This window comes from Leptospira neocaledonica, from assembly GCF_002812205.1.
In the GTDB taxonomy this organism is placed as follows: Bacteria; Spirochaetota; Leptospiria; order Leptospirales; family Leptospiraceae; genus Leptospira_B; species Leptospira_B neocaledonica.
Map to the genome: position 1 here is coordinate 400,050 of NZ_NPEA01000005.1, position 25,040 is coordinate 425,089.

At 40.9% G+C, this 25,040-nt stretch carries 20 protein-coding genes; 17 read left to right on the plus strand and 3 right to left on the minus strand.

The genetic code is table 11. From position 1 onward, the window contains the following. Positions 1-17: 17 nt before the first annotated feature. The 13 genes from CH365_RS11005 to CH365_RS20000 all read left to right on the plus strand — a co-directional run bounded on the left by CH365_RS11005 (position 18) and on the right by CH365_RS20000 (position 10,903). Entirely contained in the window at positions 18-1,274 is a 1,257-nt protein-coding gene (locus CH365_RS11005; RefSeq protein WP_100768606.1) for a chloride channel protein, read from the plus strand. Positions 1,275-1,347: 73 nt separating this feature from the next. Then, the gene (locus CH365_RS11010; protein WP_100768607.1) at positions 1,348-3,384 is read left to right on the plus strand and encodes a sensor histidine kinase; all 2,037 of its coding nucleotides are present in this window, start codon (positions 1,348-1,350) and stop codon (positions 3,382-3,384) included. A 37-nt stretch (positions 3,385-3,421) separates the two neighbouring features. Next, positions 3,422-5,203, plus strand: a complete 1,782-nt coding sequence (mutL, locus tag CH365_RS11015) for a DNA mismatch repair endonuclease MutL (protein ID WP_100768608.1) — start codon at positions 3,422-3,424, stop codon at positions 5,201-5,203. A 3-nt stretch (positions 5,204-5,206) separates the two neighbouring features. Then, entirely contained in the window at positions 5,207-5,803 is a 597-nt protein-coding gene (locus CH365_RS11020) for a YqaA family protein (RefSeq protein ID WP_100768609.1), read from the plus strand. A gap of 45 nt (positions 5,804-5,848) precedes the next feature. Continuing rightward, positions 5,849-6,091, plus strand: coding sequence for a hypothetical protein (locus CH365_RS11025; protein WP_100768610.1), 243 nt, complete (start codon positions 5,849-5,851; stop codon positions 6,089-6,091). Next, positions 6,075-7,337 (plus strand): replication-associated recombination protein A, encoded by a 1,263-nt coding sequence (locus CH365_RS11030; RefSeq protein WP_100768611.1) that lies wholly within the window; start codon positions 6,075-6,077, stop codon positions 7,335-7,337. The genes CH365_RS11025 and CH365_RS11030 overlap by 17 nt, the downstream gene beginning before the upstream one ends. A gap of 302 nt (positions 7,338-7,639) precedes the next feature. Continuing rightward, positions 7,640-7,963: an ArsR/SmtB family transcription factor gene (locus CH365_RS11040; protein ID WP_100768613.1), complete on the plus strand. Its 324-nt coding sequence runs from the start codon at positions 7,640-7,642 to the stop codon at positions 7,961-7,963. A 3-nt stretch (positions 7,964-7,966) separates the two neighbouring features. Beyond that, the gene (locus CH365_RS11045) at positions 7,967-8,431 is read left to right on the plus strand and encodes an SRPBCC domain-containing protein (protein WP_100768614.1); all 465 of its coding nucleotides are present in this window, start codon (positions 7,967-7,969) and stop codon (positions 8,429-8,431) included. Positions 8,432-8,441: 10 nt separating this feature from the next. Next, on the plus strand, positions 8,442-8,813 hold the full coding sequence (locus tag CH365_RS11050; RefSeq protein WP_100768615.1) for a DoxX family protein: 372 nt from the start codon (positions 8,442-8,444) through the stop codon (positions 8,811-8,813). A 10-nt stretch (positions 8,814-8,823) separates the two neighbouring features. After that, complete coding sequence (locus CH365_RS11055; RefSeq protein WP_100768616.1) at positions 8,824-9,402, plus strand: YdeI/OmpD-associated family protein; 579 nt, start codon at positions 8,824-8,826, stop codon at positions 9,400-9,402. Next, on the plus strand, positions 9,395-9,919 hold the full coding sequence (locus tag CH365_RS11060) for a DUF1801 domain-containing protein (protein WP_100768617.1): 525 nt from the start codon (positions 9,395-9,397) through the stop codon (positions 9,917-9,919). The genes CH365_RS11055 and CH365_RS11060 overlap by 8 nt, the downstream gene beginning before the upstream one ends. A 127-nt stretch (positions 9,920-10,046) precedes the next feature. Continuing rightward, entirely contained in the window at positions 10,047-10,493 is a 447-nt protein-coding gene (locus CH365_RS11065) for an OsmC family protein (protein WP_100768618.1), read from the plus strand. Between the two features lie 239 nt (positions 10,494-10,732). After that, positions 10,733-10,903: a hypothetical protein gene (locus tag CH365_RS20000; RefSeq protein WP_165780180.1), complete on the plus strand. Its 171-nt coding sequence runs from the start codon at positions 10,733-10,735 to the stop codon at positions 10,901-10,903. A 78-nt stretch (positions 10,904-10,981) separates the two neighbouring features. Here CH365_RS20000 and hisC read toward each other — a convergent pair whose 3' ends face one another. Continuing rightward, entirely contained in the window at positions 10,982-12,079 is a 1,098-nt protein-coding gene (gene hisC / locus CH365_RS11070) for a histidinol-phosphate transaminase (RefSeq protein WP_100768619.1), read from the minus strand. A 22-nt stretch (positions 12,080-12,101) separates the two neighbouring features. After that, positions 12,102-13,730, minus strand: a complete 1,629-nt coding sequence (locus tag CH365_RS11075) for a peroxidase family protein (protein WP_100768620.1) — start codon at positions 13,728-13,730, stop codon at positions 12,102-12,104. Between the two features lie 189 nt (positions 13,731-13,919). On the opposite strand from CH365_RS11075, the gene CH365_RS11080 reads away from it, so the two are divergent. From CH365_RS11080 to CH365_RS11095, 4 genes are all read left to right on the plus strand, one after another. Next, on the plus strand, positions 13,920-15,641 hold the full coding sequence (locus CH365_RS11080) for an EAL domain-containing protein (protein ID WP_100768681.1): 1,722 nt from the start codon (positions 13,920-13,922) through the stop codon (positions 15,639-15,641). 174 nt (positions 15,642-15,815) lie between these two features. Then, positions 15,816-16,202, plus strand: a complete 387-nt coding sequence (locus CH365_RS11085; RefSeq protein ID WP_008597002.1) for a response regulator — start codon at positions 15,816-15,818, stop codon at positions 16,200-16,202. Positions 16,203-16,215: 13 nt separating this feature from the next. After that, complete coding sequence (locus tag CH365_RS11090) at positions 16,216-18,465, plus strand: ATP-binding protein (RefSeq protein ID WP_100768621.1); 2,250 nt, start codon at positions 16,216-16,218, stop codon at positions 18,463-18,465. A 24-nt stretch (positions 18,466-18,489) separates the two neighbouring features. Beyond that, positions 18,490-20,556, plus strand: a complete 2,067-nt coding sequence (locus CH365_RS11095; protein WP_100768622.1) for a methyl-accepting chemotaxis protein — start codon at positions 18,490-18,492, stop codon at positions 20,554-20,556. Here the strand turns inward: CH365_RS11095 and CH365_RS11100 are convergent. Next, complete coding sequence (locus tag CH365_RS11100) at positions 20,546-24,958, minus strand: PAS domain-containing protein (RefSeq protein ID WP_100768623.1); 4,413 nt, start codon at positions 24,956-24,958, stop codon at positions 20,546-20,548. The genes CH365_RS11095 and CH365_RS11100 overlap by 11 nt on opposite strands. Between the last annotated feature and the right edge of the window lie 82 nt (positions 24,959-25,040).

The window sequence follows — 25,040 nt, forward strand, 5'->3', positions numbered from 1 at the left end:
TTCTGACCGGCATAAATATGGATCGGATCCAATCTTTTTTTAAAAATCCAATTTTTATCTTATCTAAAAAGAATCCGTTTATGCTTTCCAGATGGAGTATTTTATACGTACTCCTCGGATTATTTGCTGGGGTATTCTCCGCGGTATTTTGGAAAGTTTTGGAATTTCTCACCAAACTTTTAGCAGGTTTCCAAGGGCATTATATCATTTTGATCATGACCTTGTCCGGTCTTGGTATCGGCCTTCTTATTTATTTCCTGGGGGAACCGGGAGAAATTTCATTAGTAATCGATAATATTCGTTTTAGGGGAGGGAAACTCGACCCTAAGAATAATCCTTCTATGAGTTTGTCTTCCTTGCTTAGTATTTCTTCGGGCGGAAGCGCAGGTCCAGAAGCACCACTTGTCCAGATTACCGGTTCTTTCGGAAGTTGGTTTGCAGAAAAGATAGGCTTAGAGGGAGAAGAATTGAGATCCATGACAATCGCCGGAATGGCGGCTGGATTTACTTCTTTATTCGGTTCTCCTTTAGGCGGGGCATTATTTGCGTTGGAAATCCTACAACATAGACATGTGGTAGAATATTATGAAGCGTTATTACCTGCCTTTCTTTCAAGTTGTAGCGCCTATTTCGTATTTTTATTTATGACAGATATGGGGATCGGACCTACTTGGGAATTCCCTCAATATGTTCCCGGTGGAATAGAAGATTTTCAATATGCGATCGGTTTCGGAATGGCCGGGGCAGCAGTTGGTTGGATATTTTATGGAATATTCAAAATTACTAAATTTTCTTTTTCTAAAATGGCCCTTCCTATTTTCGTAAAGACTACGATCGGCGGATTATTATTAGGTTGTATCGCATATTACGAACCATTGACTCGATATTTCGGACATGACCAGTTGAATGAGATTGTAGTTACTAAAGGTAACTGGATCTTTTTCGGGACATTGGCCTTATTAAAAATATTGGCAATCAATATCACAGTTTCCAGTGGTTGGAGAGGTGGTATTATCATACCGTTATTCTTCGTTGGAGCAGTAGCCGGTAGATTTTTTATGGACTTCTTCCCATCCGAGAATGAATCCTTTTTGCTTATCTGTCTTATGGCATCCGTAAATGCCTCGGTGACCAAAACACCTATCAGCACCACTATATTACTCACAGGACTAACTGGGGTTTCCAATTTTACTCCTGTATTATTCGCCTCATTGAGCGGATATTTCTTGTCTCCTAAGGCTCCGTTTATCAGTTCTCAGGCGGATTCAGTTTAATTTTTAGATCGGACTATCACATCGATTTTGTCCTGGACGATTTCCGGTAAATCGATAAAAGATAGCCAACTCTATGAGAATTTTTTCCAAAAAGGATCCGTTCTTTCTCATCGCGGCATTCTTATTTTTCGCATATTGTACACCTTCTCCCAAAAAAGCTCTATTAGAGAATGGTGTTATAGATTGGGAAAAATCTCTTAACCAGGGAAAATGTTTTCGAATGACCGGGGACTGGAAGTTTGCCTGGCTGGGTGCTACTCCGGATACAAGCCTTCCCAATGAGCCTGAAAAATTTTCGACAGCTGTAATTCCGGGTAGTTGGACTAAACATGATTGGCCGGGTTCCGACGAGGGAGAATTTCCTAAATACGGAAAAGCATTGTATAGAGTAGATCTGATTTCTTCGGCCCCTGTGGAAAATTTACATCTGGTTTCCTATGACCAAGGAACAAATTATAGGATCTTATTTAACGGAAAAGTAATCAATGAAGTTGGGAAGGTTGGAGATCCTACCGAAGATGGACTAGAGCTAATGACCAGTTATTCCATTCTTCCTGCATGGCAAGGCACCGCTCATCTTGATTTCGAAATTTCCAATTACCAATATAGAAAAGGAGGACTTTGGAAACCTCCCGTTTTGGGAACGGCGGACTGTGTGAGCCGTTATTATATGGATAGAAGGGACTTAGAAGGAATACTCTGCGGAGGTCTTTTTTTCTTAGGACTATTCCATATTTTTGTATCTGTTTTTTATAAAAAAGATTCTTCCGCTTTGATACTCGGGATTTTTTCCATCACAGTAGGCTTAAGATTATACTCCACTGGAGTGAGATTATTCCCTGAACATTTTTTAGTGGGGCCTGAAATATATCTTAGAACAGAATTTATCGCTTGGTTTATGGGAATGCCTTTGGCCCAACATTTCTTGTTGGAAGTATTCCCGGTAAACTTCGGAAGAAAATTTCTGAAATTAGGATATATCTTTGCGGGAATATTTACACTCATCACTTTATTTACGGGACCTGCGATCTATTCATATCTGATCAATCCTTCTTATCTACTTTTCGTATTCAACGGCGCTTGCTCTTTGGTAGTTTTAGCAAAAGCAGTTTCTCTTAGGATGGTGGGCGCTTATATCTATCTTACTAGTTTTATCTTCCTTCTATTCTTCATGGTAAGTGAGATATTATTCCATGCAGAAGTTTTGGATTCTTGGGAGTTGAGCGGGATCGGAGTCGGAATATTTGTGCTCGGAAATTCTCTTTCTTTATCCAGCAAAATGTTAAGCGGATTCAGAGAAAGGGAGAAGGCCCAAGAAATACTGAATACAAATTTGGAAGAGCTGGTCCGGAAAAGAACCAGAGAATTAGAATTTGCAAGAGACGAGGCAGAAGCTGCCAATAAAGCAAAAAGTGAATTTTTGATCAACGTAGATCACGAAGTCCGCACTCCTATGAACGGGATCGTCGGGATCACTCAGATGTTACTGGATTCCGATCTTAAACCGGAACATAAGGAAATGTTGGAGTTATTAAAAAGAAGTGGGGATGCGATGATGGTAATCCTCGGCTCCATGTTGGACGCTTCCAGTTTAGAAAAGGGTACATTATATCTTTTGAATAAACGATTCAGTCTCAAGGCCTCCATCTACGAAGCAGCAATGAGGGTAGAGGATAAGATCCGACGGAAAAACCTGGATTTCAGCGTAACTCTTTCAGACAACCTTCCTGAAACGGTAGAAGGAGACGAAGAAAGATTTAAAACAATGCTCTTAGTCCTTCTGGAAAATGCGGAGAAGTTCACAGTAAAAGGATTCATCAAACTCATCGGAGAAAAAGTCCAGGAAACCAATCTGGAATATAGGCTTAGGTTTAGGGTCCAAGACTCAGGAATAGGAATCCCGGAAGATAAACTCGGTTCTATATTCAATCCATTCCAACAGGTGGATTCAGGAGTTACTAAACCTTTCCAAGGAGCAGGGCTTGGTCTCGCACTCTGTAAGGCTCTTGCCCAGAAAATGGACGGGGATATTTCCGTCCAAAGTGTGCCAGGCACAGGTTCGGAGTTTATTCTGGAAATCGCTCTCTCTAAACCGGAAATCCAATCTTGACATAAGATTTCCACCTTCCAAGCTGGGTCCAAACTATATGGGCAGGATCCAAGAACTCAGTCCGGAACTAATCAACCAAATCGCCGCCGGGGAAGTGATCGAATCTGCTCACTCCGTTTTGAAAGAAATGATGGAGAACTCCGTAGACGCAGGAGCAGACACGATCGAAGTTGAATCCAGAGACGGAGGATTGACCTCCTTACTTCTTTCGGATAACGGATCCGGAATAGTAGAAGAGGATATCCCGCTCGCAATCCAAAGACACGCCACAAGTAAGATCCGTACATTAAAAGACCTTGAATTAGTTTCTTCTTATGGATTCAGGGGGGAAGCATTAGCATCCATTGCCTCCGTTTCCAAACTTACAATCGAAACAGGAACAGGACTTCCCACAGCTTGGAAAGTAAGGGCAGAAAAAGGACAAATCCTTTCCAAAGAAGCCATCCCTGGTTTTCAAGGAACAAAGATCCTGGTAGAGGATCTATTCTATAATACTCCTGTTAGAAGAAAATTTTTAAAATCGGTCCGCTCCGAAGATAAGAAGATACGCGATAAGGTAACCGTCCAGGCACTCGCCCGAGAAGATATCCGTTTTAGATTTGTCCAAGATCATAAAGAAGTCTACAGACTTCCTCCCAAGAGTAAAAAAGAAAGGATCATCGATCTATTTGGAGAAAATTTCAGAGACCATTTGTTGGAGGTCCAACTGGAAAGAAAGGGTTGGAAAGCGAATGGTTTTATCAGCGATCCTGATTTTTATAAATCCAATCGTACAGGCCAATTCATATTCGTGAATGGAAGACCTGTAGAAATCAAATACTCCTCTCATCTATTAAAAAAATGTTATGATGAACTTCTTCCTCCTAACGCTCACCCATACTGCTTTTTATTTTTTGAAGTAGATCCTGAATCCATAGACGTAAACGTTCATCCCGCTAAAAAAGAGATCCGCTTTCTGGACGAAGAAGGATTTAATACATTCTTCTTGCAGCTGATCCAAAAAGAACTCAGATCCAGCACTCCTGTCAGTTTTTTAGAATTGAAAAACAGACTTTTAAGACCCGAACCCAAGAAGATGGAATCTACATTGTATTCCTTTTCTTCTCCTTCTGCCGGAACGGAGCAGCAACTTTTAGGAGGAGCGCTTTATGAAGAAGTAAAACATTCTCCTTCTTTTCCAGTAGAAGCAGTAGGTCCAGGTTCCAGGTTAGACGATCTGACCGATATTCCGATCAAACATTCAGAATTCATTCCTAAAAAACATTTCGGATTATTATTCGAAACATTCATCTTAGCGGAAGGAGAAGACGGTTTTTATATCATAGACCAACATACCGCTCATGAAAGGATCCGTTACGAAGAAGTATTAAGGAAACTGAAAAAGAAAAATTATGGGATCCAGCCTCTTCTCACTCCAATTCGTATTCCTGTTTCCAAACAAGAAGCGGAAGATATCAAAGATAGACTTGGAGAATACCAAGAAGTAGGTTTAAAACTAGACTCACTCGGAGAAGATACTATGGTCCTCCGAGAAGTTCCTGGTTACTTTCTGCCCGGACATGAAAAAGAGATCGTTCTGGATTTTTTAAATCGAACCGGAGGTAAGGAAGTTCCTGAGCCTGAGTTATACGACCTTATGGCAAAATGCGTGGCTTGTAGATCCGCCGTTAAAAAAGGGGACCAACTTTCGGACCATCTAATCGCAGAAATGCTCAATCGTTTGAGTTATTGCGAGAATCCATCCCGTTGTCCTCATGGAAGACCCACCTTGGTCAAATTAACCAGAGAAGATCTGGAAAGAATGTTTCATCGTAGGTAAAATTTGAAAACCGAATCCCAGGAACTCAAAAATTCCACGGAGAATGTAATCTCCTCCTTGGTTCGACAAACTTTGATCGCAAGTGTGATCCTATTGCTGATCGTCTTAGTGCTCGCAAGATTTTTTAACGAACGAGTCACTCAGATTGCAGGAATCTTTTTAGATTACACTGGAGTATGGGGAGTAGGTCTTTCTATATTCGTTGCTGATTCAGTGCATGTGTTCTTTCCTCCGGATACGTTTTTGATCCTGGCAGTAGCTGCAAATATGCCGGATTTCTGGGTAATCTTCTTCGCATCTTTTGGGTCTTTACTTGCAGGAGGATGTTCTTATTCCCAAGGAAGATTCCTTCTTCCTAAGTTAAAAGTATTCTCCAGGTTCATTCGGAATCATGAGGAAAAGTTAGAAGTATACGTAAAAAGATTCGGATTCTGGGCAGTGGTGCTTGCAGCACTGACTCCATTGCCTTATTCCTGGACTTCGGTAGCCGCAGGTGCAATGAGGATGAGGGTCGGACTTTTTTTTACTGCCGCACTTTTTAGGATCCCTCGTTTTATTCTTTATTACTATCTAATAAAGGGCGGCTGGATCGGGATCTAAACATTCGGATTGACGCATATAAGAACCCAAGGTACAAAAGTTTAGATGAAGGACGATTCTCCCAGACTCATTCCTAAAACCAGAAAGGAATTGATCTTAGAAAATTTAGATTGGTTCGGTTTGCCTATTCGTATTTCCGAATTGGTGGAGAATGTATTGGATGGAAAGATCAGAGAACAATCCCTAGTATGCTGTCATAGCGCCTGCGATGTATGCAACTCTACCATTCGTTCCTGCATACGTAAGGTCCAAAGAGAATTGGAAGAAGAACTTGGGCAGTCTATTTGAAAGAGCACCTCTTCCTCATAAGATCAGGCCTAGTTCCTTTGCTCAGGTCATAGGACAGGAAAAGGCAAAGCTTCAATTACAAAAATATAAAGAACCTGTAAGCATTCTATTATACGGACCTCCGGGAACGGGAAAATCCACCATCGCCAGGATCTTAGGTGGAAGCTGGAAATTACCTTTTGTGGAATACAATGCTGTCACCACGGGCGTTGCGGACATTAAAAAACTATTAGAAAGATCCGAAAAAGAAGGAAGTATATTACTCTTTCTGGACGAGATCCATAGATTCAGTTCTTCCCAACAAGATAGTTTATTAAAAGGAGTGGAGACCGGAGGGATCGTGCTCATCGGGGCCACTACCGAAAATCCATCTTTCAGAATTACAAGACCCTTATTATCCAGATGCCAAGTGCTTAAACTGGAGCCGTTAGGCGAGAATGATCTTTTGGAAATACTTTCCAGAGGGATAGAATCCTTAGATCCAAAACCGAATATTACAAAAGAAGCAAGTTCTCTGTTAGTCCGTTATTCGGGAGGGGATGCACGAAAACTTCTTTCTAATTTAGAGGGACTCGTCCTTTCCAGAGATTCCGGAACTCAGATTGAGGCTTCGGATATAGAGACATTTTTAGAAAGTAGAGTGATCGAATACGACCAAAGTGGGGAGAGTCATTATGATGTGATCTCCGCATTTATCAAGTCAGTGAGGGGAAGTGATCCTGATGCCGCATTATTCTATTTAGCGATGATGTTAGAAGGGGGAGAAGATCCACTCTTCATTGCAAGGCGACTCATTATTCTTGCTTCGGAAGATATTGGAAATGCTTCCGTCCATGGTTTACCTTTAGCAGTAGCCGGACTTCATGCCTTAGAAACAATAGGTATGCCTGAAGGAAGGATCATTTTAGGACAGGTTACTACATTCTTAGCCTCTTGTCCCAAATCAAACGCATCCTATTTGGGAATAGGTTCTGCACTTTCTTTTGTGAAAGAAAGGGGGCCCAGTTTAAAGATCCCTAATAGACTCCGAAACGCTCCCACCACCACGCATAAAAAAGAAGGAGCGAGTCAGGGGTATAAATATCCTCATGATTTCGGCGGCTTTACTCCATTCTCTTATTTTCCAGATGATCTATCCGATAATCCTCCCCAATTCTATAGGCCTACCAAAAACGGAATGGAGGGAAAGATCAGAGAACATCTTGCTTCCATTTGGAAAAAAATTTCCGGCAAAAATTACGAGTAAATGTCCATTTATTTGATTCTCGCACAAAGCCGCAAGAGGAGATGATATTGATTGTAGGAGGTCCTACGTGAGATGAAGATCACCCCCGCCCTGCATTGGGATTGGGGGGAGTGGCCCGTGGGAGACCACATTTCACGTATCACAAAATCCCGCCTCCGTCAACCGAATACTATTTTCAAAATCCGTGTAGGAATTCCAACATCGCAAGTCCTCAGTGCCTTTGTATTTCTTTGTAAAAAACTTCATAAATTTATTGCGTAGTTAAATGGCTACGATTATATTTGTAGTTAAGTGACTACATAATGAATCTAAGAAGAGACGTATTTCAGGCGATAGCCGATCCGAGTAGAAGGGCGATACTTCTGCTGGTTGCCTCCCAGGCAATGACAGCAGGAGCAATCGCCTCCAATTTTGATACGGCCAGGCCTACTGTTTCCAAACATTTACAGATACTCACAGAGTGCGAATTATTAAAACAGGAACAAAACGGCAGGGAAATTTATTATCAATTGAATCCGAATAAGATGAAAGAAATTGCCGACTTTATTGAACCGTTCCGCAAAATGTGGGATGATCGCTTCAATAAGCTGGAATCCGTAATGAAAAAATATAAATCAAGAAAATAGAATATGGAAAGAAAAACCAAAATTGATGCAGAAGACGGCAAGCAAGAATTGCTGATCACCAGGGAATTCGATCTTCCTTTGGAATTACTTTTTAAAGCACATGTAGAGCCGGAGATTGTTTCCGAATGGATGGGAACAAAAGTGCTAAAACTGGAAGGCAAAAAGCATGGAAGTTGGCAGTTTGAAACCACCGATCCTCACGGAAACAAACACGGATTTAACGGTGTTATCCATGAATTTGTTCCGGACCAAAAGATCACCCGTACTTTTGAAATGGAAAATTCCCCTTTTCCGGTTCAGCTTGAGTTCTTAGAATTCGAATCATTAGGAGAAGAAAAAAGCAAACTAACTATGCATATAGTTTTTAAATCTATAACGCTTAGAGACCAAATGCTCAAGCTACCGTTTGCTCAGGGAATTAATATGGCCCATAATAGATTACAAGAAATTGCAAATAAACTAAAATAGGATATTCGACATGAAAAATAAGATTATATATTGGATTGCTACCGCATGGCTTTCTTTAGGCATGGTCTCGACAGGGATTGTACAGTTGATGCAAATGAAAGAAGAGGCAGATATGTTTGCACATTTAGGCTATCCCGCTTATTTAATGATCATATTAGGTGTTTGGAAATTATTAGGAGTGATCTCCGTCCTTGTTCCTAAATATCCTTTGATAAAAGAATGGGCCTATGCCGGATTTTTCTTTACTATGTCCGGAGCCGTGTTCTCTCATTTTGCAGCCGGAGATGGCGCAAAAGAATATTTCGGACCCGTATTATTGTTAGCGCTTACGGCAGTATCCTGGTATTTCAGACCGGCCGATAGAAAGATCGTTTCTGTGTGAGTAAATTTATATGAATCCAAAAGTTGATTTCTTTTTTAAAAAAGCCAAAACATGGCAAAAAGAATATGAGAAATTAAGAAGTATCGTTCTAGATTGTGGGCTAACTGAAGAGTTAAAATGGGGACAACCTTGTTATACATCTAAAGAAAATAATATAGTTTTGATACATGGATTTAAAGAATACTGTGCGCTTTTGTTTTTCAAAGGCGCTTTATTAAAGGATCCAAAAGGAATTTTGGTACAACAGACTAAGAATGTACAATCTGCTCGACAGATTCGGTTCACCGATCTAAAGGAAATTGATAAACTTAAAACTTCTTTAAAATCTTATATCAAAAATGCAATCGAAGTGGAAAAGTCCGGTCTGAAAGTGAATTTTAAAAAGACCAAAGAGTTCGATATGCCGGAAGAATTCTTAAACAAGTTAGAGGAGTCTCCGGAATTAAAAACTGCATTTGACTCGTTGACCCCTGGCAGGCAAAGAGGGTACCTTCTTCATTTTTCTTCTGCCAAACAATCTAAAACCAGAGAGGCGAGGATAGAAAAATATATACCTCATATTCTGAAGGGTAAGGGATTAGATGATTAAGAAGAAGGTATCGGCTAAGAAGGCGCCAAATAAAACTGCGATCAAGAAATCAGCTAAGATTAGTAAGGTTGCAGCAAAAAAGTCCTCTCTTAAACGGAATTCCGGAAAGTCAAAAGGGCCTGTGCTGCTCTCTGGCGGAAATCCTCAGATCGGGAAAGGATACGGAGACGGGCCAGTCCAAGAATATATCTCTGCCATGCCCGGTTGGAAAAAGGATATTGGTCGCAAGATCGACGAACTCATAGTTCAAGTGGTGCCTCATGTGAATAAGGCGGTAAAATGGAATTCTCCTCTGTACGGGATAGAAGGCCAGGGTTGGTTTTTAGGCGTACATGTATTTGCAAAATACGTTAAGCTAGCATTCTTCAATGGTGCTTCTTTAAAACCGTTGCCTCCAGGTGTGTCTAAGGTCCCAGGAAATCGTTACTTAGATATCAGGGAAGAGGACAAAATCGACGAGGTCCAACTTTCTTCCTGGGTCAAACAGGCCAGCGAATTGCCAGGCGAGAAAATGTGAGACCAATCGATTAGGCAAAGATCCATTCTTTTGTTCAATAAAGCGCACGAAATATCTGCAATAACATATTAAATCCTTTTCATTCCTAGCCCAGGATTTCGAATGTTTTTAACTTCGGGAGGAAGATATGGCAAATACTGTGTTTGAAAGTAAGGCTTCTTGGGCAGGTGGATTGAAATTAAATCTACAATCCAGGGATCATAAATGGGTGGTGGACGAACCTGAAATTTTAGGCGGGACGGACCAAGGGCCGAATCCAGTTGAACTCGTTTTGGGTGGACTTGCAAGTTGTGTGGGAGTTTTGGTTTCTCTCTATGCCCCTGCACATAAAGTAGAATTGAAGGATTTCCAAGTATTCGTAGAAGGAGATCTAGATCTGGATGGGTTCCAAGAACTTGCACCTGTGCGTCCTGGATTTTCTCAGATTCGCTATAGAGTAGATATCCAATCCGATTCTCCTAAAGAACATGTAGATTCATTACTAGCTCATATAGAAAGGATCTGCCCTGTGAAGGATACATTATCCGGAGTAGGAGTCTTTTCCCAAAAATCAAACTCTTCTGTAGCAGCATGATCTCAGTATAGGTTCCTTTTCGAAACTTCCACTTAGGATTTTCGGAAAGGAGTTCCTACCTCCGCTTTAAAAGAAATATATTTCTGTAATATTCTAGTCATCCGCTTGTTGTAGATAAGGAGTAAGCTACAAGAACTAGAAATTTTTGACATAATACGGTAAGGAAATCGCTGTTTCGAGACGAAACTAAATAAGGAAAACGCGGGTCTTACCAACCAAGACGAAAAAAGGAGGTTTCGATGTTTCAATCCGAAAGAGAAAAAAACGAGAAAAGCCAATTCCAATCCGCAGGGCCGATCCAAGTCAGAAAGGAGTTTGCACGGTCAGAAGCTGTAAATTTCTCCTCTAAAAAGGCAGAAAGTAGAAACGAAAAAGTGGTCCGACTGAGACCAGACTTATACGAAAAATAGATCGGTAACCTTTTATAGTCCGCACAAAGACTTAAGTTATCGATCAAAACCAAACCGCGGGCTTCAGGAGCAAAGCGACTATAAAAGTTCCGAAAGCCTTTCTAATACACGGTCATTCTGTTCCGGCCTTCCTATCGTAATTCTCAAGGCATTCAATCCGTAACTTTTCAGATTTCTTAATATGATCCCTTCCTTCAACAATGTATCGAAGGTTTGAGTGGAATCTAATTTTGCTTGGTCCAGTTTGATCGTGATAAAGTTTGCATACGACTCGAAGTAAAAGAGTCCTTTCTTCTTAGCGAAGTTTTCATAACGGACCATTTCTTTTAAGTTTTCTTTCAGATAATTTTCAACGAATTCTCTGTCGCTTAATGCTGTTGCTGCTGCCAGCTGGGAAAGCTGAGACACATTGAACGGAGGTCTTAATTTATAGAATGCACGGATCATTTCTTCCGAAGCGATGCCATATCCTATTCTCATGCCACCTAATCCGTAAATTTTAGAAAACGTATTTGTATACAATACATTCGGGAATTTTGAAATTACATCCGCTGCCTGGACCTCTTTTCTGAGATCTCTGGTTTTTCCGAATTCCATATAGGCTGCATCCAAAACAACCATGGTATCGGAAGAAATTTTTTGGAGAAAAGTATATAGATCTGACTTATCCAAAGCATCCCCGATAGGATTACATGGAGTGCAGATGAATATGATCTTAGGAGAGTGTTTTTTATAAAGATCCAGAAACTGGTTTAAATCGTGGAGTTCCGAACTTGTTTGGATGGTCTCAGCACCACATTGTCCGGCGTATATGGAATACATGGAGAATGTTTTGCCGTTCTGGAGGATCTTATCTCCTGGGTTTAAAACCGATCTGGTTGCAAAATCGAATATCTGGTCGCTGCCATTCCCTTGTATTACGTTTTTTGCATCTACCCCGTGAGTTTTTGCAAGTGCGTCCTTTAATGCCTTATAGGAATCGTCCGGGTATAATGGCATCTTGTATACAGCTTCTTTAATGACCTCCGAGACTTTGGGAGATACACCGTAGGGATTTTCATTGGAGGCAAGTTTGAGAACCTTTTCCGGAGAAATTCCGTATTCGCGTACGACTAGTTCTATCGGTTTGCCGGCCTCGTAAGCCGGGATCTTGTCTAAAGCAGGCTGGAATCGCATCTAATTCCAGAAAAAAACGAAGTCAGGATTCTTCCAATCGTTTTTGTTCTACTAACCTTTGGTAAAGTCCTTGGAAGTCTTTGAAAAATAAGGATTCGTCGAGCGCGTATTCCATCACCATTCTTTTGGTTTCTTCCAAACCGAGTAAAGCTCTATCGGAGGCAAGCATTCTCACTCCACCATCTAAAAGTAGGTCCCTAAAATAATGATTATTGAATATATTCGGAGTCTCTGTGAATGACCCCTTGGAATGCCAGCCCAAAGTATGAACACCCAAGAGTAAGACGGTATCTCTTGAGGAAAATTTCATCATAGAAAAATAATCCAGGGAATCTTTAACATTCGGACTGTCGACAGGCATGAGCATTCTTCCTTCCGGATAATTAGAATCCTTTCTTCCAGGAAGAATATGCACCTGAGGTCCTCCTGCTTTTTGGAGAGCAAGTGCGCCTGAAAGGGCTATCATATCCGCTACAGAAGGAACGTTGGCTCTTCCTTCTTTTTCCATTTCTTCCTTTAAATGGATAATTGCTTCTATTTGTTTTTTAACCCCTCGATTAAACTCGTCATTCAGAATACTTGGGAAACGGATAGAACCTTCGAGTCCTAACCATTCTCCATCCGCGGAGAAGATAGAAGCTGCATGAAACACCATACGAAGCCAAGCTCCAGCTTCTGTAGGATCAATCTTATCCCAAATTCTGTATCCGGTCTCTTGCCATACACTTCCTTCACAACTATCTTTGGTTCCTAATACTTCGTGGACTCTATAATTTCCTGTTTTACCTTTCAGTTTCGTTTCGAAACTTCTTCCCTTCTGGATTCTATCCTTTACGGATTCGTAAACCTTTTGGGAAATTAAAATTTTAGCATCTGCCTTCTTTGTGGTAGTTTCTATTCTACTCGCCGAGTTGACAGTATCACCGATTGCAGTGAATGACATGCTCAAAGGATGCCCTAACTTTCCTAAGATTGCAGTTCCGTAATTGATCCCGATACCGATCTCGAACTCGGAACCTAAATGATTTTGAAGATACGTATTCAAACTTTCCAATTCGGATCTCATCTCCAATGCGGAACGGATCGCATTTAAATTTGCTCGAACAGGATCCGGATCTTCTAATCCGAAGATTGCCATAAGTCCATCACCGATATATTTATCAATGATCCCGCCGTATTTTAAGACCTTGTCTCCCATTCTATAAAAATAACGGTTCAGAATATGGATCACATCATAAGGTAAATGATTTTCTGAGAAGCCGGTGAAACCTCGAATATCACTGAATAAAATCGCGACCGGTTTTTCTATCCCTGAGATCAGATCGGAGAATGTGGAAGCAAGAGCCATATCAGCATCGTCTATGACCAATCTTCGAAGCACAACGTCACCTGTGGTTTTTGTTTGGCAGGCAAGTCTTACGTTATCCGGGAAACCCTTCTTTTGAGCGAGTGCGGTCTCTTTTTCATTTCGGGGAAGAAGATGTTCATCCCCGTCTTGTATCAATACCCTACATGTAGAACAACGTGCGTTACCTCCACATGCGTGTATATGAGGGATACCTGCGTCCAGAGAAATTTGCAATAATGGCTTGTTTAATTCGGAAGGTTCGAGGAATACTTCCTTGTCGTTTTCGAAAATTATTTTTATCATATTTGGTGATCGAATCCGGTGATCAATATTAGATCTTAATCTTTGTTCATTTTTATTTTTAGATGAAAAATACTAGAAGACTAATACTCAGACCTCACTATACATTCATCAGGAATAAAAATATTCTTTGGACTGGGCCGGAAATTCTTTTTTTCCACGTCTAATCCCAAGTTGTCCGAGTATCCAATCGTGAAAAACAAAGAAAACGGATCATCAGATGAATCGCCCAAAAGATCGGTGATTTTATGCGTCGACGACGAGCTGATCATTCTGAGAGGATTGAAGGAACAACTTAAGTCGGCCTTCGGAAAAAGTTACCAAATAGAAGCCGCTGACAGTGCAGAACTTGCCCTCCAAATAGTCGAAGAATGTAATCAGGCGGGAATTCATATACCGGTAATATTAAGCGACCAGGTTATGCCGGGAATCAGAGGGGACGAGTTCCTGATCCGGATCCAAGAAACAAATCCGAATACGAGAAAGATCATGCTCACGGGGCAGGCAAGTGCGGAGTCCGTGGGAAATGCTTTGAACAAGGCAAACTTATATAGATATCTTTCTAAACCCTGGGACTCGAACGATCTTCTCATGACTGTAAAAGAAGCGGTTCGTTCTTATGAGTCGGACATTTCTCTTTTTGAACTGAACAAAAAATTAGAAGAAGCACTCCTCTATAATCGAGATTCTGGGCTTCCCAATTTGGAATCCTTGAGAAGAAGATTGGATCTCGCAGCGGAAGAAAAGGAAGATTCTCTTCTCGCTTTGATACGTATCGAATCTACTTCCTTAACTACGAGGGATTTCGGAGTTTCTCTCTATAAGGATTTAATGAAGAAGTTCCTGGACTCCATGAAATCCATCCTTGGAAACTATGGGGAAATTTTCCATGTATACGAAGACGAAGTTGCCATACTTTCCAAGGTATCGGAAGAGGAGTTCCTACCACATCTGATCGCATTCAGGATCCTTCTTAGATCCGATTATTTTACCGCGTCCGGAATATCTTTCCGGATCAATGCAACCATCGCCACTGCGAGTGGAAAAAAAGAACTGTATTATAAGGCAAGATTAGCACTCGTCAAGGCAAGCCAAGAGCCTGAATTCGACTCGGAATCAGGGATTTATAGCTATTCCGAGAAGATGGACGATCAGGATCTATATAAGATCAATATGGATCTGGGAAAAAGACTGAACCAGGCAATCCACTCAGGCAATGTAGTGCCATATTTCCAAGGGATTATGGACAACCAAACCGGTAAGGTGGAAAAGTTCGAATGCCTTGCTCGAATCGTAGAAGATGGAAAAGTTTATGCTCCGGCAAGCTTTCTCTATCTGGCAAAGTCCACTGGGCTTTTGAGAAGAATTAGTCCGATCCTTTTTGAAAAGGCTCTTAAGAAATTTTCGGATTCTCCGTATTCATTCTCTATCAATCTATCTGAAACGGAATTAGAGAGTCCAAGCTTTCCGAAATGGGCCCTGTCTAGAATGGAACATTATGGAATTAATCCGTCCAGAGTGACTTTCGAAATTTTAGAGACTGCAAGTTTTCACGGAAATCCGGAACGTCTGAAAGTGATTGCAGAACTGAAAGAGTTGGGGGCAAAAATTGCAATCGACGATTTTGGGGTAGAGCATTCCAATTTTTCGAGATTGTTGGAAATCCAACCTGATTTTATCAAGATAGATGGAAAATTTATCCAATCCTTGGAAAGAAATCGCACTGCATTCATTTTGACTTCTGCCATCACGGAACTTGCTCACAGGATTGGAGCGAAAGTAGTTGCTGAATTCGTTTCTACTCCGGAAGAACTGAAAGTTGTACGATCTCTGGGCATAGAATATTCGCAAGGGTACTTAATTATGCAGCCTTCTCCCGACATAACCCCGGTTTCGATAAAAATTATTGAATAGGTACTTTGGTCTATTTTTTTCCAGGTGACCTTCTGACTCATTCTTTCGGAGAGAAAGTCGAAAATGAGTTGCAATCATAATTTATAGAGTAAGTATCCTTGTTTTGCTCCGGATTTTGAGCCGGGGTTTTTACGTTTTTGTTCGTCTAATTTATACGTTGGTACCGGGGGAGCGGTGGAGAAAGCGATTCTTTTTGTTGATGATGAAGCGCTCATTTTGATGAGTATGAAATCCCAAGTCAAAAGACATCTGGGTGATACTTATCGTTATGAGACAGCTCTAGATGCGTCCGAAGCGATGCAGATCATTGAAGAATTGGTAACGGAAGGAGTAAAAATCCTGATCGTAATTTCCGACTGGCTGATGCCCAATATCAAGGGAGACGAATTTTTGCGGATCGTTCACCAAAGATACCCTGAGATCCAAAAGATCATTATCACAGGTCATGCAGACATCGCTTCCGTCGAAGCCTTAAAAAAAGAGATCAATTTATACAGTTACTTGAAAAAGCCTTGGGACGAAAAAGAATTAGTAACCACTATCACCTCAGCCCTTAAATAAATAGGGGGGCATAATGAGCCTTCGAACGCGCTTCTCTCTTTATTGCGCTATTGTTCTATTTGCATTCTCGGTTCTACTAACTCTGTTAGTGGCCGTCGCCGCCTATTACGATTCCAAAGTTTCTTCCCAAGAAGCTGCTTTTGCAAAGGCAGAAGGCGCTTCCTTCGAAGTGCGTAAAATTTTTTCAGAAGCAATTTCTAAAGTGGGAGAAGCGAAAACTCGTTGGGAACTTACTTATCCTTCTCGCCCTTCCGTTGAAAAAGATCTAGTGGATCTATTTCAGAATGATAAAAGGTTTTTAGGAGCGGGAGCCGTTTTCGAACCCAATCTTTTTGATGGAAGGGACACTTCTTTTATAGGACGCAAGGGTTCCAATTCTAACGGTAGATTTGTCCCGTACTTTCACAGAAGTATTAAAAATCCTGACGAGATCAGTCTGGAAGAAAGCCTGTATTATGATAATACGGACGAAAGCGGGAACTATTATCAGATCCCAAAAGCCACGTTAAGCGATTTTGTCGGAGAACCTTATTTTTATCCGTTAGAAGGAGTGAATATTTTTATGATCTCCTTGATCCGACCTATTATCAGGCAAGGAAGATTTATAGGGATCGTTGGCTTGGATCTGAAACTTTCGGATCTGGAAGAAGAATTGTTTTCAAAAAGGCCGTTCGGTCACGGACATTTGGCATTGATCTCTCCGGGCGGAAAATATGCGGTTCATGGTGCCAAAGGAATTTTACAAGGAAAGAATGCAGGTCTTCCTGAGGTAAGAGATTCTATTCAAAAATCATTATCTTCCGGACAACCTTTTGCGTATTTAGTGGAAGGTGGGAACTCCTACATATTCCCTTTTAGCATGGGAACTTATGGAAAGAACTGGGCAATCGAAGTGTATGTTCCCGATTCAGTTCTTTGGAATGATCTAGGCCCGATCATTTTAAGATGTTTGCTTATTACATTCGCACTTTTGCCGGTTTGTTTATACTTTCTGGATAGATTCTTTTGCAAGTATGTCTCGGAAGGTTTGTCCGCTGCTACTACCTTTGCGGATTCCTTAGGTGCGGGGAATTATTCCGCTCAGATACCTACAAGGAAATTCCAAGACGAGCTCCATCATCTTTTTATCACGCTGGAGAATATGAAGGAGAAGTTACTGGCCGCGATAGATCAGCAGATCCGGTCCGAAAAAATCTTAAGAGAATCAGCGGAGATCTATTCACGTAATGAAATCATCCGTCTCCAAAAAGAAGAGTTAGAAGAGGCATTGGGAGAACTAAAAACCGCTCAAGAGACCTTATTAAGAAATGAAAGGTTGGCGGCTATTGGTAGGATATCGGGTGCCGTCAGTCATCAGATCAATAACCCATTAGGTGCGATCGGAGCTTCTCGAGAGAATATTTCCTTTTATGTAAAAAGAATTACCGCGCTTCTTCCTTTTCTTTTCGAATATTTGAGCCAAGCAACCGGCGCGGAAAGAGAATTTTTTAATATCACCTTGGGAAGAATATTAGAAAATCATAAAGAACAGATCGGTAAGAAATTCAGGGAGACCAGACATTCTATTGAAGATTTTTTACGACAGGAAAAGATAGAGAATGCAGGTGATAAGGCTGCCGTTGTAGCCGAGTTGGGATTTGAGGATTGTCCGGATTTTATTCTTCGATTATGTAGAAATTCCGAATGGGACCGTATTTCTGAATTTTTAATGGCTGTTCGTGGATTGGAGATCTCGGAAGAAGTAATTCATAGATCCACTGATAGAATGTACAAAATTGTATCCGCCTTGGAAACTTATTCAGGGATCGCGAAAGAAGATAAAGAAAGATGGGTTAAGGTCTCCGACACAATGGAAGTTGTGCTCGGAGTTTATGAAGGAGCAGGCGGCAACAGAGTTACCGTTGAAAGAAATTATATCTCTGAAGCAACTATGAGATGTATTCCGGAAGATTTAGTGAGACTTTGGACCCAAATCGTGGATAATGCATACCAGGCAATGTCCGGAGAAGGAACACTTAAAGTAAGTATCTATGATGCAGAGTCCAAGGTTGTCTGCGAAGTAGAGGATAGCGGTTCCGGTATTCCTAAGAGTATCAGAGAAAAAGTGGGAGAAGTTTTATCTTCCGGAAAATCAGAAGGAGAAGGTGCAGGGATCGGGCTCGCAGTTGCTGCTTCCATTTCTAAAAAATACGGAGGCAGTTGGGATTGGGAAAGTGAACCTGGCTGTACTATCTTTCGCTTTTCCTTTCCTAAATCAGAATAAAATATAGTTTTTCGGGCTTTTACTATGAGTATCAGATATAGAATTTCACTCTACTTGGCGATTGTGCTTTTGACCGGTTCTTTCGTTCTGGCAGGTATCAATTCATTTTCCTCTTATTTCAGTTTAAAGTCCCAAGTGGACTCAGGGTCTACCATGGCCGGTAAACGTTATGAGTATGAAATTTCAAATTTTTTAAATTCCGTTCTGGGATCTTTGAGGGGTTTTCAATTTATGTTGGAAACTTCTCATCCTAGTCGGGAAGAAATGATTGGTTCACTCAAAAAGTTAGCCGAAACAGACAATCATTTTTTCGGGACCTGGGTTTTATATGAGCCCAACGCTTTCGACGGGCAGGATGCAAGATATAAAAATACTCCTTACCATGATGCTACAGGTAGATTTATTCCATATTGGAATAGGGCAACAGGAGAACTAAAAATCACATTCGCAGAATCATATGATGTGGATGATACGATCAGCTTTTATTATCGTATTCCTAAAAAGACCCAGAAAGATTTTATCTCGGATCCTTATGTGTATTCCGTAAGCGGAAAAGATGTGCTAATGGTTTCTATGGTAAAACCAATCCTACGAAATGGAAAATTTGTGGGAACTGTCGGAACAGATATCGCCATGGAAAACCTACAGGAACTACTTGGCCCGATCCGACCGTTTAGGGGAGAAGGTTATCTGGCATTAGTCTCACCTGACGGGCTCTATGCCGCAAACGGAGGAAATCCTTCTTTAGTGGGAAAGGCAATTCCAGAAGAAAGTATCCGAGCCCAAGTAAAAGAGCTAAGCCTAAAGGGCGAAGATTTTCAGATCAAGGGTTCAGGTCATACTAGGTATTTTTTCCCATTTTTATTAGGAAATTATGATAAACCTTGGGCAGTAGAAGTATCGATCCCAGATTCAATTTTTTGGTCTGATATGAGAGGAGTGATCCTCCAGACGATATTATCTTCTCTTGTGATCATGGTGGTGATTCTAATCATTCTGAATTTGATCTTCAATAGACTGATCACTAGTGGTCTATTAGAAGCAATCGGTTTTTCGGAGAAGATTGCAGATGGAGATTTAACTTCTCATATAGAAATCGCAAGGGAAGATGAGATAGGTAAGTTGTTAAAGTCCATGGATATGATGAAAGTGAACCTTTCAAAGATTATCTTGGATATTAAAACTTCTTCTACAAAATTAAATAGCACTTCTGATCAAATGGCTGAATCCAGTCGTAATTTCTCGGATGTGGCCCAAGCCCAGGCTTCTGCAGCTGAAGAATCTTCTGCAGCAGTAGAAGAACTTGCAGCATCCGCAGAGAATGTTCGTAGATCGATGGAAAAAGCGATTGAGAACATGAAGGAAATTGACACTAACGTAGTTCTTCTTCGTGAACAGATCGGGACCATTAATAACGAGATGCAGACATTATCTCAGGTAGCAAGTGAATCCCAAGAACGTGCAGTGACAGGTGAGAATGCGATGGGTGCTACCAATCAGGCCATGGATGAGATCGGAGAAAGTGCGAGTCGTATCAACGAAATTTTATCAATCATCACTGAAATATCAGAAAAGACAAATCTTCTGGCATTGAACGCAGCAATAGAAGCAGCGAGAGCGGGTGAGGCAGGTAAAGGATTTGCAGTAGTTGCTGAAGAGATCGGTAAACTTGCGTCACAAACTTCTTCTTCTGTGCAAGAGATTGGAGAGCTTGTAGATTCTACGAATAATGCGGTTCATAATGGGAATACGAAAGTTAAAGAGGCGAGTGATATACTTCGTAAATTAAGAACCTCAGTTGATTCTTTCGGACTATCTGCGAAGAAGGTATTGGAATCCGTAAAAACTCAGGAGAAGAATACACAAGATATCCATCAATCTGCGAATTTCCTAATGAGTTTCAGTTTACAGATAGAAGAAGCAGTCCAGGAACAAAAACGTGCAACGGATGAGATTACGAAGACGATCGTAAGTATTTCAGAAGGAACTCAAGAGGTTGCTTCCGGAGCGGATGATCTGACTTCTTATTCAAGTGAAATGCATGGGCAATCGGAAGGTCTTCTCAAATCCGTAGATAAGTTTAAACTTTAACTTCTAAAAAAGGAAGAAGGATCCGGAACATTGTAAATCCGGGTCTTGTTTCTACTTCTATTTTTCCGTCGTGTTTTTCCACGATCTTTTTCACAATATCCAGTCCTAATCCGCTTCCTTCTCCCGGAAGTTTTGTGGTAAAGAAAGGTTGGAAAATTTTATCAATAATACTTTCAGAAATACCCGGCCCATTATCAATGATCTCAACGCAAACAAAGTCTATCTTTTGGTAGACCTTGATCTTGATCGCTCCTCTAAACTCCATTGCTTGTAGGGAATTGTAGATCAAGTTTGTCCATACGTGGATTAGATCATCAGGAAAACATAATATTTTCGGAATACTTTCGTATTCTTTGGAGATCTGAATCCCTTTTTTGAGCTGGTTCTGATAAATTGTAAGAACCGTTTCTATATTTTCCGTGATAGAAGCCGGAATTTTTTCGGAAGTTGTATCGAAATGTGAGAAGTTCTTTAAGGCGTATAAGATCTTAGAAACACGATCCACAGCGATCTGTATTGTGTTCGTATTGGAAAAGAAGAACGCTTCCAATGTGGAATATTCCAATAATACATTCGCTCTTTCACATGCCAAAAATGGGAGTGCGATTTTAGGTAGTTCCCTGAATCCCATATCGGTCAGAGAATCCGCGATCGCATATGGAGAAGGAATATTCAATTCTTGTAATTGAACTACTATCTTCTTTTTGGCGTTTCTTTCTTCCATCCCTGCCAATTGATCTTTCGGTTGTCTCACTAAGCTTAAGAACTGTCGGAAGGATTCAACTTGTTCCGAAGTCATTCCGGTCAGCACGTTTTGTACATCAGGTAAGATTGTTTGGAAACGGATCAGACATTCTTGTAAGTTTTGGTTGGAAGCCTGCACTGCTCCGATCGGATTATTGATCTCATGAGCGACGCCTGCTATAAGTTGTCCAAGAGCTGCCATTTTTTCGGATTGGATCAGTTGGGCCTGGGCTTTTTTAAGATTTTCTAATGTTTCCTGGAGTTCATTTTTTTGCATCTCTATCAGTCTGTTTCTGACCGAGATCTCATCATTGATCACCTTTAATTCTTCCACTTCTTGGATGGCAGAAGTGTCCAAAAGGCTAATAGCAGCTACATAGGATTCTCTTTCCGTATAAAAATGTACACTTCCTATAGCGGAAAATATCTGACCATTCCAACGTACAGCTCTCAATTCCAAATTTTCGGAACTTTCGAAGGAACGTATCCTGGCATGTAGTGTTGCCCAGGAATCCGGGGTGAATAAGGATACCGGAGAAACAGAGTGAAGATTTTTTTGATTAAATCCGAATACTCTTAGGAAAGCAGGATTGGTATCTAAGATACCTTCTGTTCTTGGGTCTAAAAATATGATAGCTTCGTTTGCAAATCTGTAGAAGGTTTGGAACCTTGCCTCGCTTGCTTTTAATTTTTCTTCCGACTTTTTTCTATCAGTGATATCTGCAATAATCCCTGCCATTCTTCCCGGAATTTTTTTAGAGTTTCGATAGACTTGGCCTTTAACTTCCAGCCAATGAATGGTCCCGTCCGGATGAAAAAATCTATATTCCAGATTGATTACATTCTCTTTTCCTGAAAAACTATTTCTTATAGATTTCCGAATTAAACTTTGATCGTCCGGATGAACAAGATCCATAAATACGGAAGTATCATTTTCAAAGTCCTGGAGATCTATTCCGAAGATGGACGCGGTATCCGATGACCAATGCGCCGTCCTGTCCTTTAGGTTCCAGCTCCAAGTTCCCATTTTAGATGCGTTCAATGCGAGTCTGAGTCTTTCCTCGCTCAGTTTTAGAGCCTTTTCGGCCAACAGAGGTTCAGTAATATCTAATATTAGAAAAACTAAATTTTTGATCTTTCCGGAAGCGTCTTTTATAGGGGCTCCGTTGATGGAGAGGAATTTTTTGTTTCCACGCTCATCCTCGATTGCATGTCGGATATCGTAGACAGGTTGTCCGGAGGTAAGCACCCGTATGAACGGTTGATCGTTTGTGGTCCATTCGCCTCCATCTATAGAGGTCGCCTTCCATTCAGGCGCGTTGTATTTTCTTTCTTGGATCTGATCCAGGGTTAATCCTAATACTCTTTCTGCAGAAGGGTTCGCATATAAAATTTCTCCTTCCGGGTTTAATACAGTGATTGCTGCTACGGATGTTCTCATGATCTCCGAAAGAAGATCTCTTTCTGCGATGAGTTCGCTATGTTTTCTCTTTCTTTCTATTGCGTTGGAAAGTGTCTCTCCGATCGATTTTAAGTTTGCAATCTCGAATTCTTCCAGCTTCAGACCCGTTTCGTTCAACGGAATTTCGCTATTCATCCCTAAGGCACCGACTACTTTTCCTTCTAAGGTAAGCGGAACGGCGATTAAGAACTGGATTTGCAAATATTGCAATTTGCTCTTTATATCTGATTCGGGGAAATCATCCTGGCTGAGTAGGAATATTTTTCCGTCTAAGATCTTCCTTGTAAGAAAATTATTCGGATCTACGGGACTTTCCGGAGGCCAACTAGGGCTTTGATTGTCAGCTTTCGGATCGATGAATTCATACACCAGAGTCCTGGTTAGTTTTTCCATATCATATAAAACTAAATTCCCTCTGGACATTTTGAAAGTTTGTACGATTTTTCCGACCGCATTGGCGATAGCTTCTTCTATTTCCAAGATAGGTTGGTTGATAAGTTCAGTAGAAATGGAAGAAGTTAGACGCTCTATACTCCTTTTATATTCTTCTTCTTTTTTTCTTTTGATTTCATCGCTGATATCTTGGATTGTCCCCAAAAGTTTAAGTACTTTTCCTTCTGAATCTTTGATGAAGTCTGTTCTGTTTAAGAGGAATTTTTCTTTTCCGGAAGGTGTGATGGATCTATATTCTATTTCCGCGGAGACCCCTTCTATTACTGATCTTTTAAAATGTTCTTCTACTCTTGCTCTGTCATCCGAATGCATATAGTCGAACGTAGGTACAAGCATTCGATCGTTTGTTTCTAATATTTGGTATAATCCTTCGGAAGCGGTCATTTTTCCGGAAGGTATATCGTATTCCCAGCTTCCCACTTTTGCTGTCTTTTGGGCTCTATCTAAGAAAAGTTTCGTTTCTCTTAATTCATCTTCTATTTGTTTCTGTTCCGAAATATCTATATGGATACCGATCATTCGGACCGGATTTCCTTCCGGATCTCTCTCTGCTATTTTTCCCCTAGTTAAGATCCATTTATAAGAACCGTCTTTACATTTTAATCTGAATGCTGTGGAATAGGTAGGCAATTCTCCCTTAGCATAACTTTGCCATGCGGAATTTGTTTTATCCCTGTCTTCAGGATGTAAACTTTCGTTCCAAAATTCATAAGTGGGAATTATTTCCCCGAGATGGTAACCAAGCATTTTAAGCCAGTTCTCATCTACATGATGTTCGTTTGTTGCAATATTATAATCCCATATACCTAGGTTTGCACCTTGGACTGCGAGATCCAATGTCCTTTCCTTTTCTTCTAGGATTTTTTCAGTCTCTTTTTTTTCGGTAATATCAATATGGATACCGAGTGCTCGGACAGGTGTGCCGTCCTTATCTTTCTCCCAAACTTTCCCTCTGGATCTGATCCATTTCCAAGATCCGTCTTTGCATAACATTCGGAAGTCTGTCTCGAATAATTCCGATCGACCTTCCATATGTTCTTTGAGTCCGTCTATGATAAGAGGGCGATCATCCGGATGGATCCTAGATCTCCAAAACTCGCTTGAAGTTTCGAATTCTTCCATAGTGAATCCGAGGATCTCCGCACATTTTTCGTTCGGGATAATGATGCCGTTCGGAATATTCCAATCCCAAAATCCTAAATCGGCACTCTTAATAACAAGATCTAATTGTTCTTCTCTGTTCTTGAGCAGTATTTCTGCCGCGAGTTCTTTTCTGAGGTCGATTATATTCCCGCGGACCAGATTGGTAGAGCCAGGAATTTTAACTAAATGTATTTCGCAGGGAATGACTCTCTTTTGTTTATCACAATGGTCCCATCTGAATACCGGAGTTTCACCCTGCAGTGCGAGTGTTATTTTTTCATAGGCGGATGCTCTGGAAGTTTTTCCGTCTGGTTGAAATTCTGGAGAAATTTCTGCAGGACCCAATTTTAAAAATTCTTCTCTAGTATAACCAAAAAGAATTTCGGCAGTTGAATTGACTACTTCGAAGATGCCGGTATCTGAGTTCACAATCGTGATTGCAGCAGGTGAAAAATCGATTAACGACCTTAAAAGACGATTGTCAGATTCCGAGTGAGAAAGTTTATCTACTTTTTTCTCTAATTCGGAGATCCGCTGGTTCGCTGCATCTAGCTCCGCCTGGAGATCCTTGCTCTTCTGTTTTGTATTTTTGGGATCCACTCTCTATTTAATAGAAAGTGAAAACCTCACTTTGAAAACAAAAATACTGGAGACCGCGGGTTTTCCATTCAGGCTTTGTTGT

Coding starts and splice junctions, on each gene's coding strand:
- mutL (WP_100768608.1), top strand. CDS start 3,422: ATGGGCAGGATCCAAGAACTCAGTCCGGAACTAATCAACCAAATCGCC.
- CH365_RS11025 (WP_100768610.1), top strand. CDS start 5,849: ATGAAGGACGATTCTCCCAGACTCATTCCTAAAACCAGAAAGGAATTG.
- CH365_RS11095 (WP_100768622.1), top strand. CDS start 18,490: ATGAGTATCAGATATAGAATTTCACTCTACTTGGCGATTGTGCTTTTG.
- CH365_RS11005 (WP_100768606.1), top strand. CDS start 18: ATGGATCGGATCCAATCTTTTTTTAAAAATCCAATTTTTATCTTATCT.
- CH365_RS20000 (WP_165780180.1), top strand. CDS start 10,733: ATGTTTCAATCCGAAAGAGAAAAAAACGAGAAAAGCCAATTCCAATCC.
- CH365_RS11010 (WP_100768607.1), top strand. CDS start 1,348: ATGAGAATTTTTTCCAAAAAGGATCCGTTCTTTCTCATCGCGGCATTC.
- CH365_RS11040 (WP_100768613.1), top strand. CDS start 7,640: ATGAATCTAAGAAGAGACGTATTTCAGGCGATAGCCGATCCGAGTAGA.
- CH365_RS11055 (WP_100768616.1), top strand. CDS start 8,824: ATGAATCCAAAAGTTGATTTCTTTTTTAAAAAAGCCAAAACATGGCAA.
- CH365_RS11075 (WP_100768620.1), bottom strand. CDS start 13,730: ATGATAAAAATAATTTTCGAAAACGACAAGGAAGTATTCCTCGAACCT.
- CH365_RS11045 (WP_100768614.1), top strand. CDS start 7,967: ATGGAAAGAAAAACCAAAATTGATGCAGAAGACGGCAAGCAAGAATTG.
- CH365_RS11060 (WP_100768617.1), top strand. CDS start 9,395: ATGATTAAGAAGAAGGTATCGGCTAAGAAGGCGCCAAATAAAACTGCG.
- hisC (WP_100768619.1), bottom strand. CDS start 12,079: ATGCGATTCCAGCCTGCTTTAGACAAGATCCCGGCTTACGAGGCCGGC.
- CH365_RS11065 (WP_100768618.1), top strand. CDS start 10,047: ATGGCAAATACTGTGTTTGAAAGTAAGGCTTCTTGGGCAGGTGGATTG.
- CH365_RS11050 (WP_100768615.1), top strand. CDS start 8,442: ATGAAAAATAAGATTATATATTGGATTGCTACCGCATGGCTTTCTTTA.
- CH365_RS11090 (WP_100768621.1), top strand. CDS start 16,216: ATGAGCCTTCGAACGCGCTTCTCTCTTTATTGCGCTATTGTTCTATTT.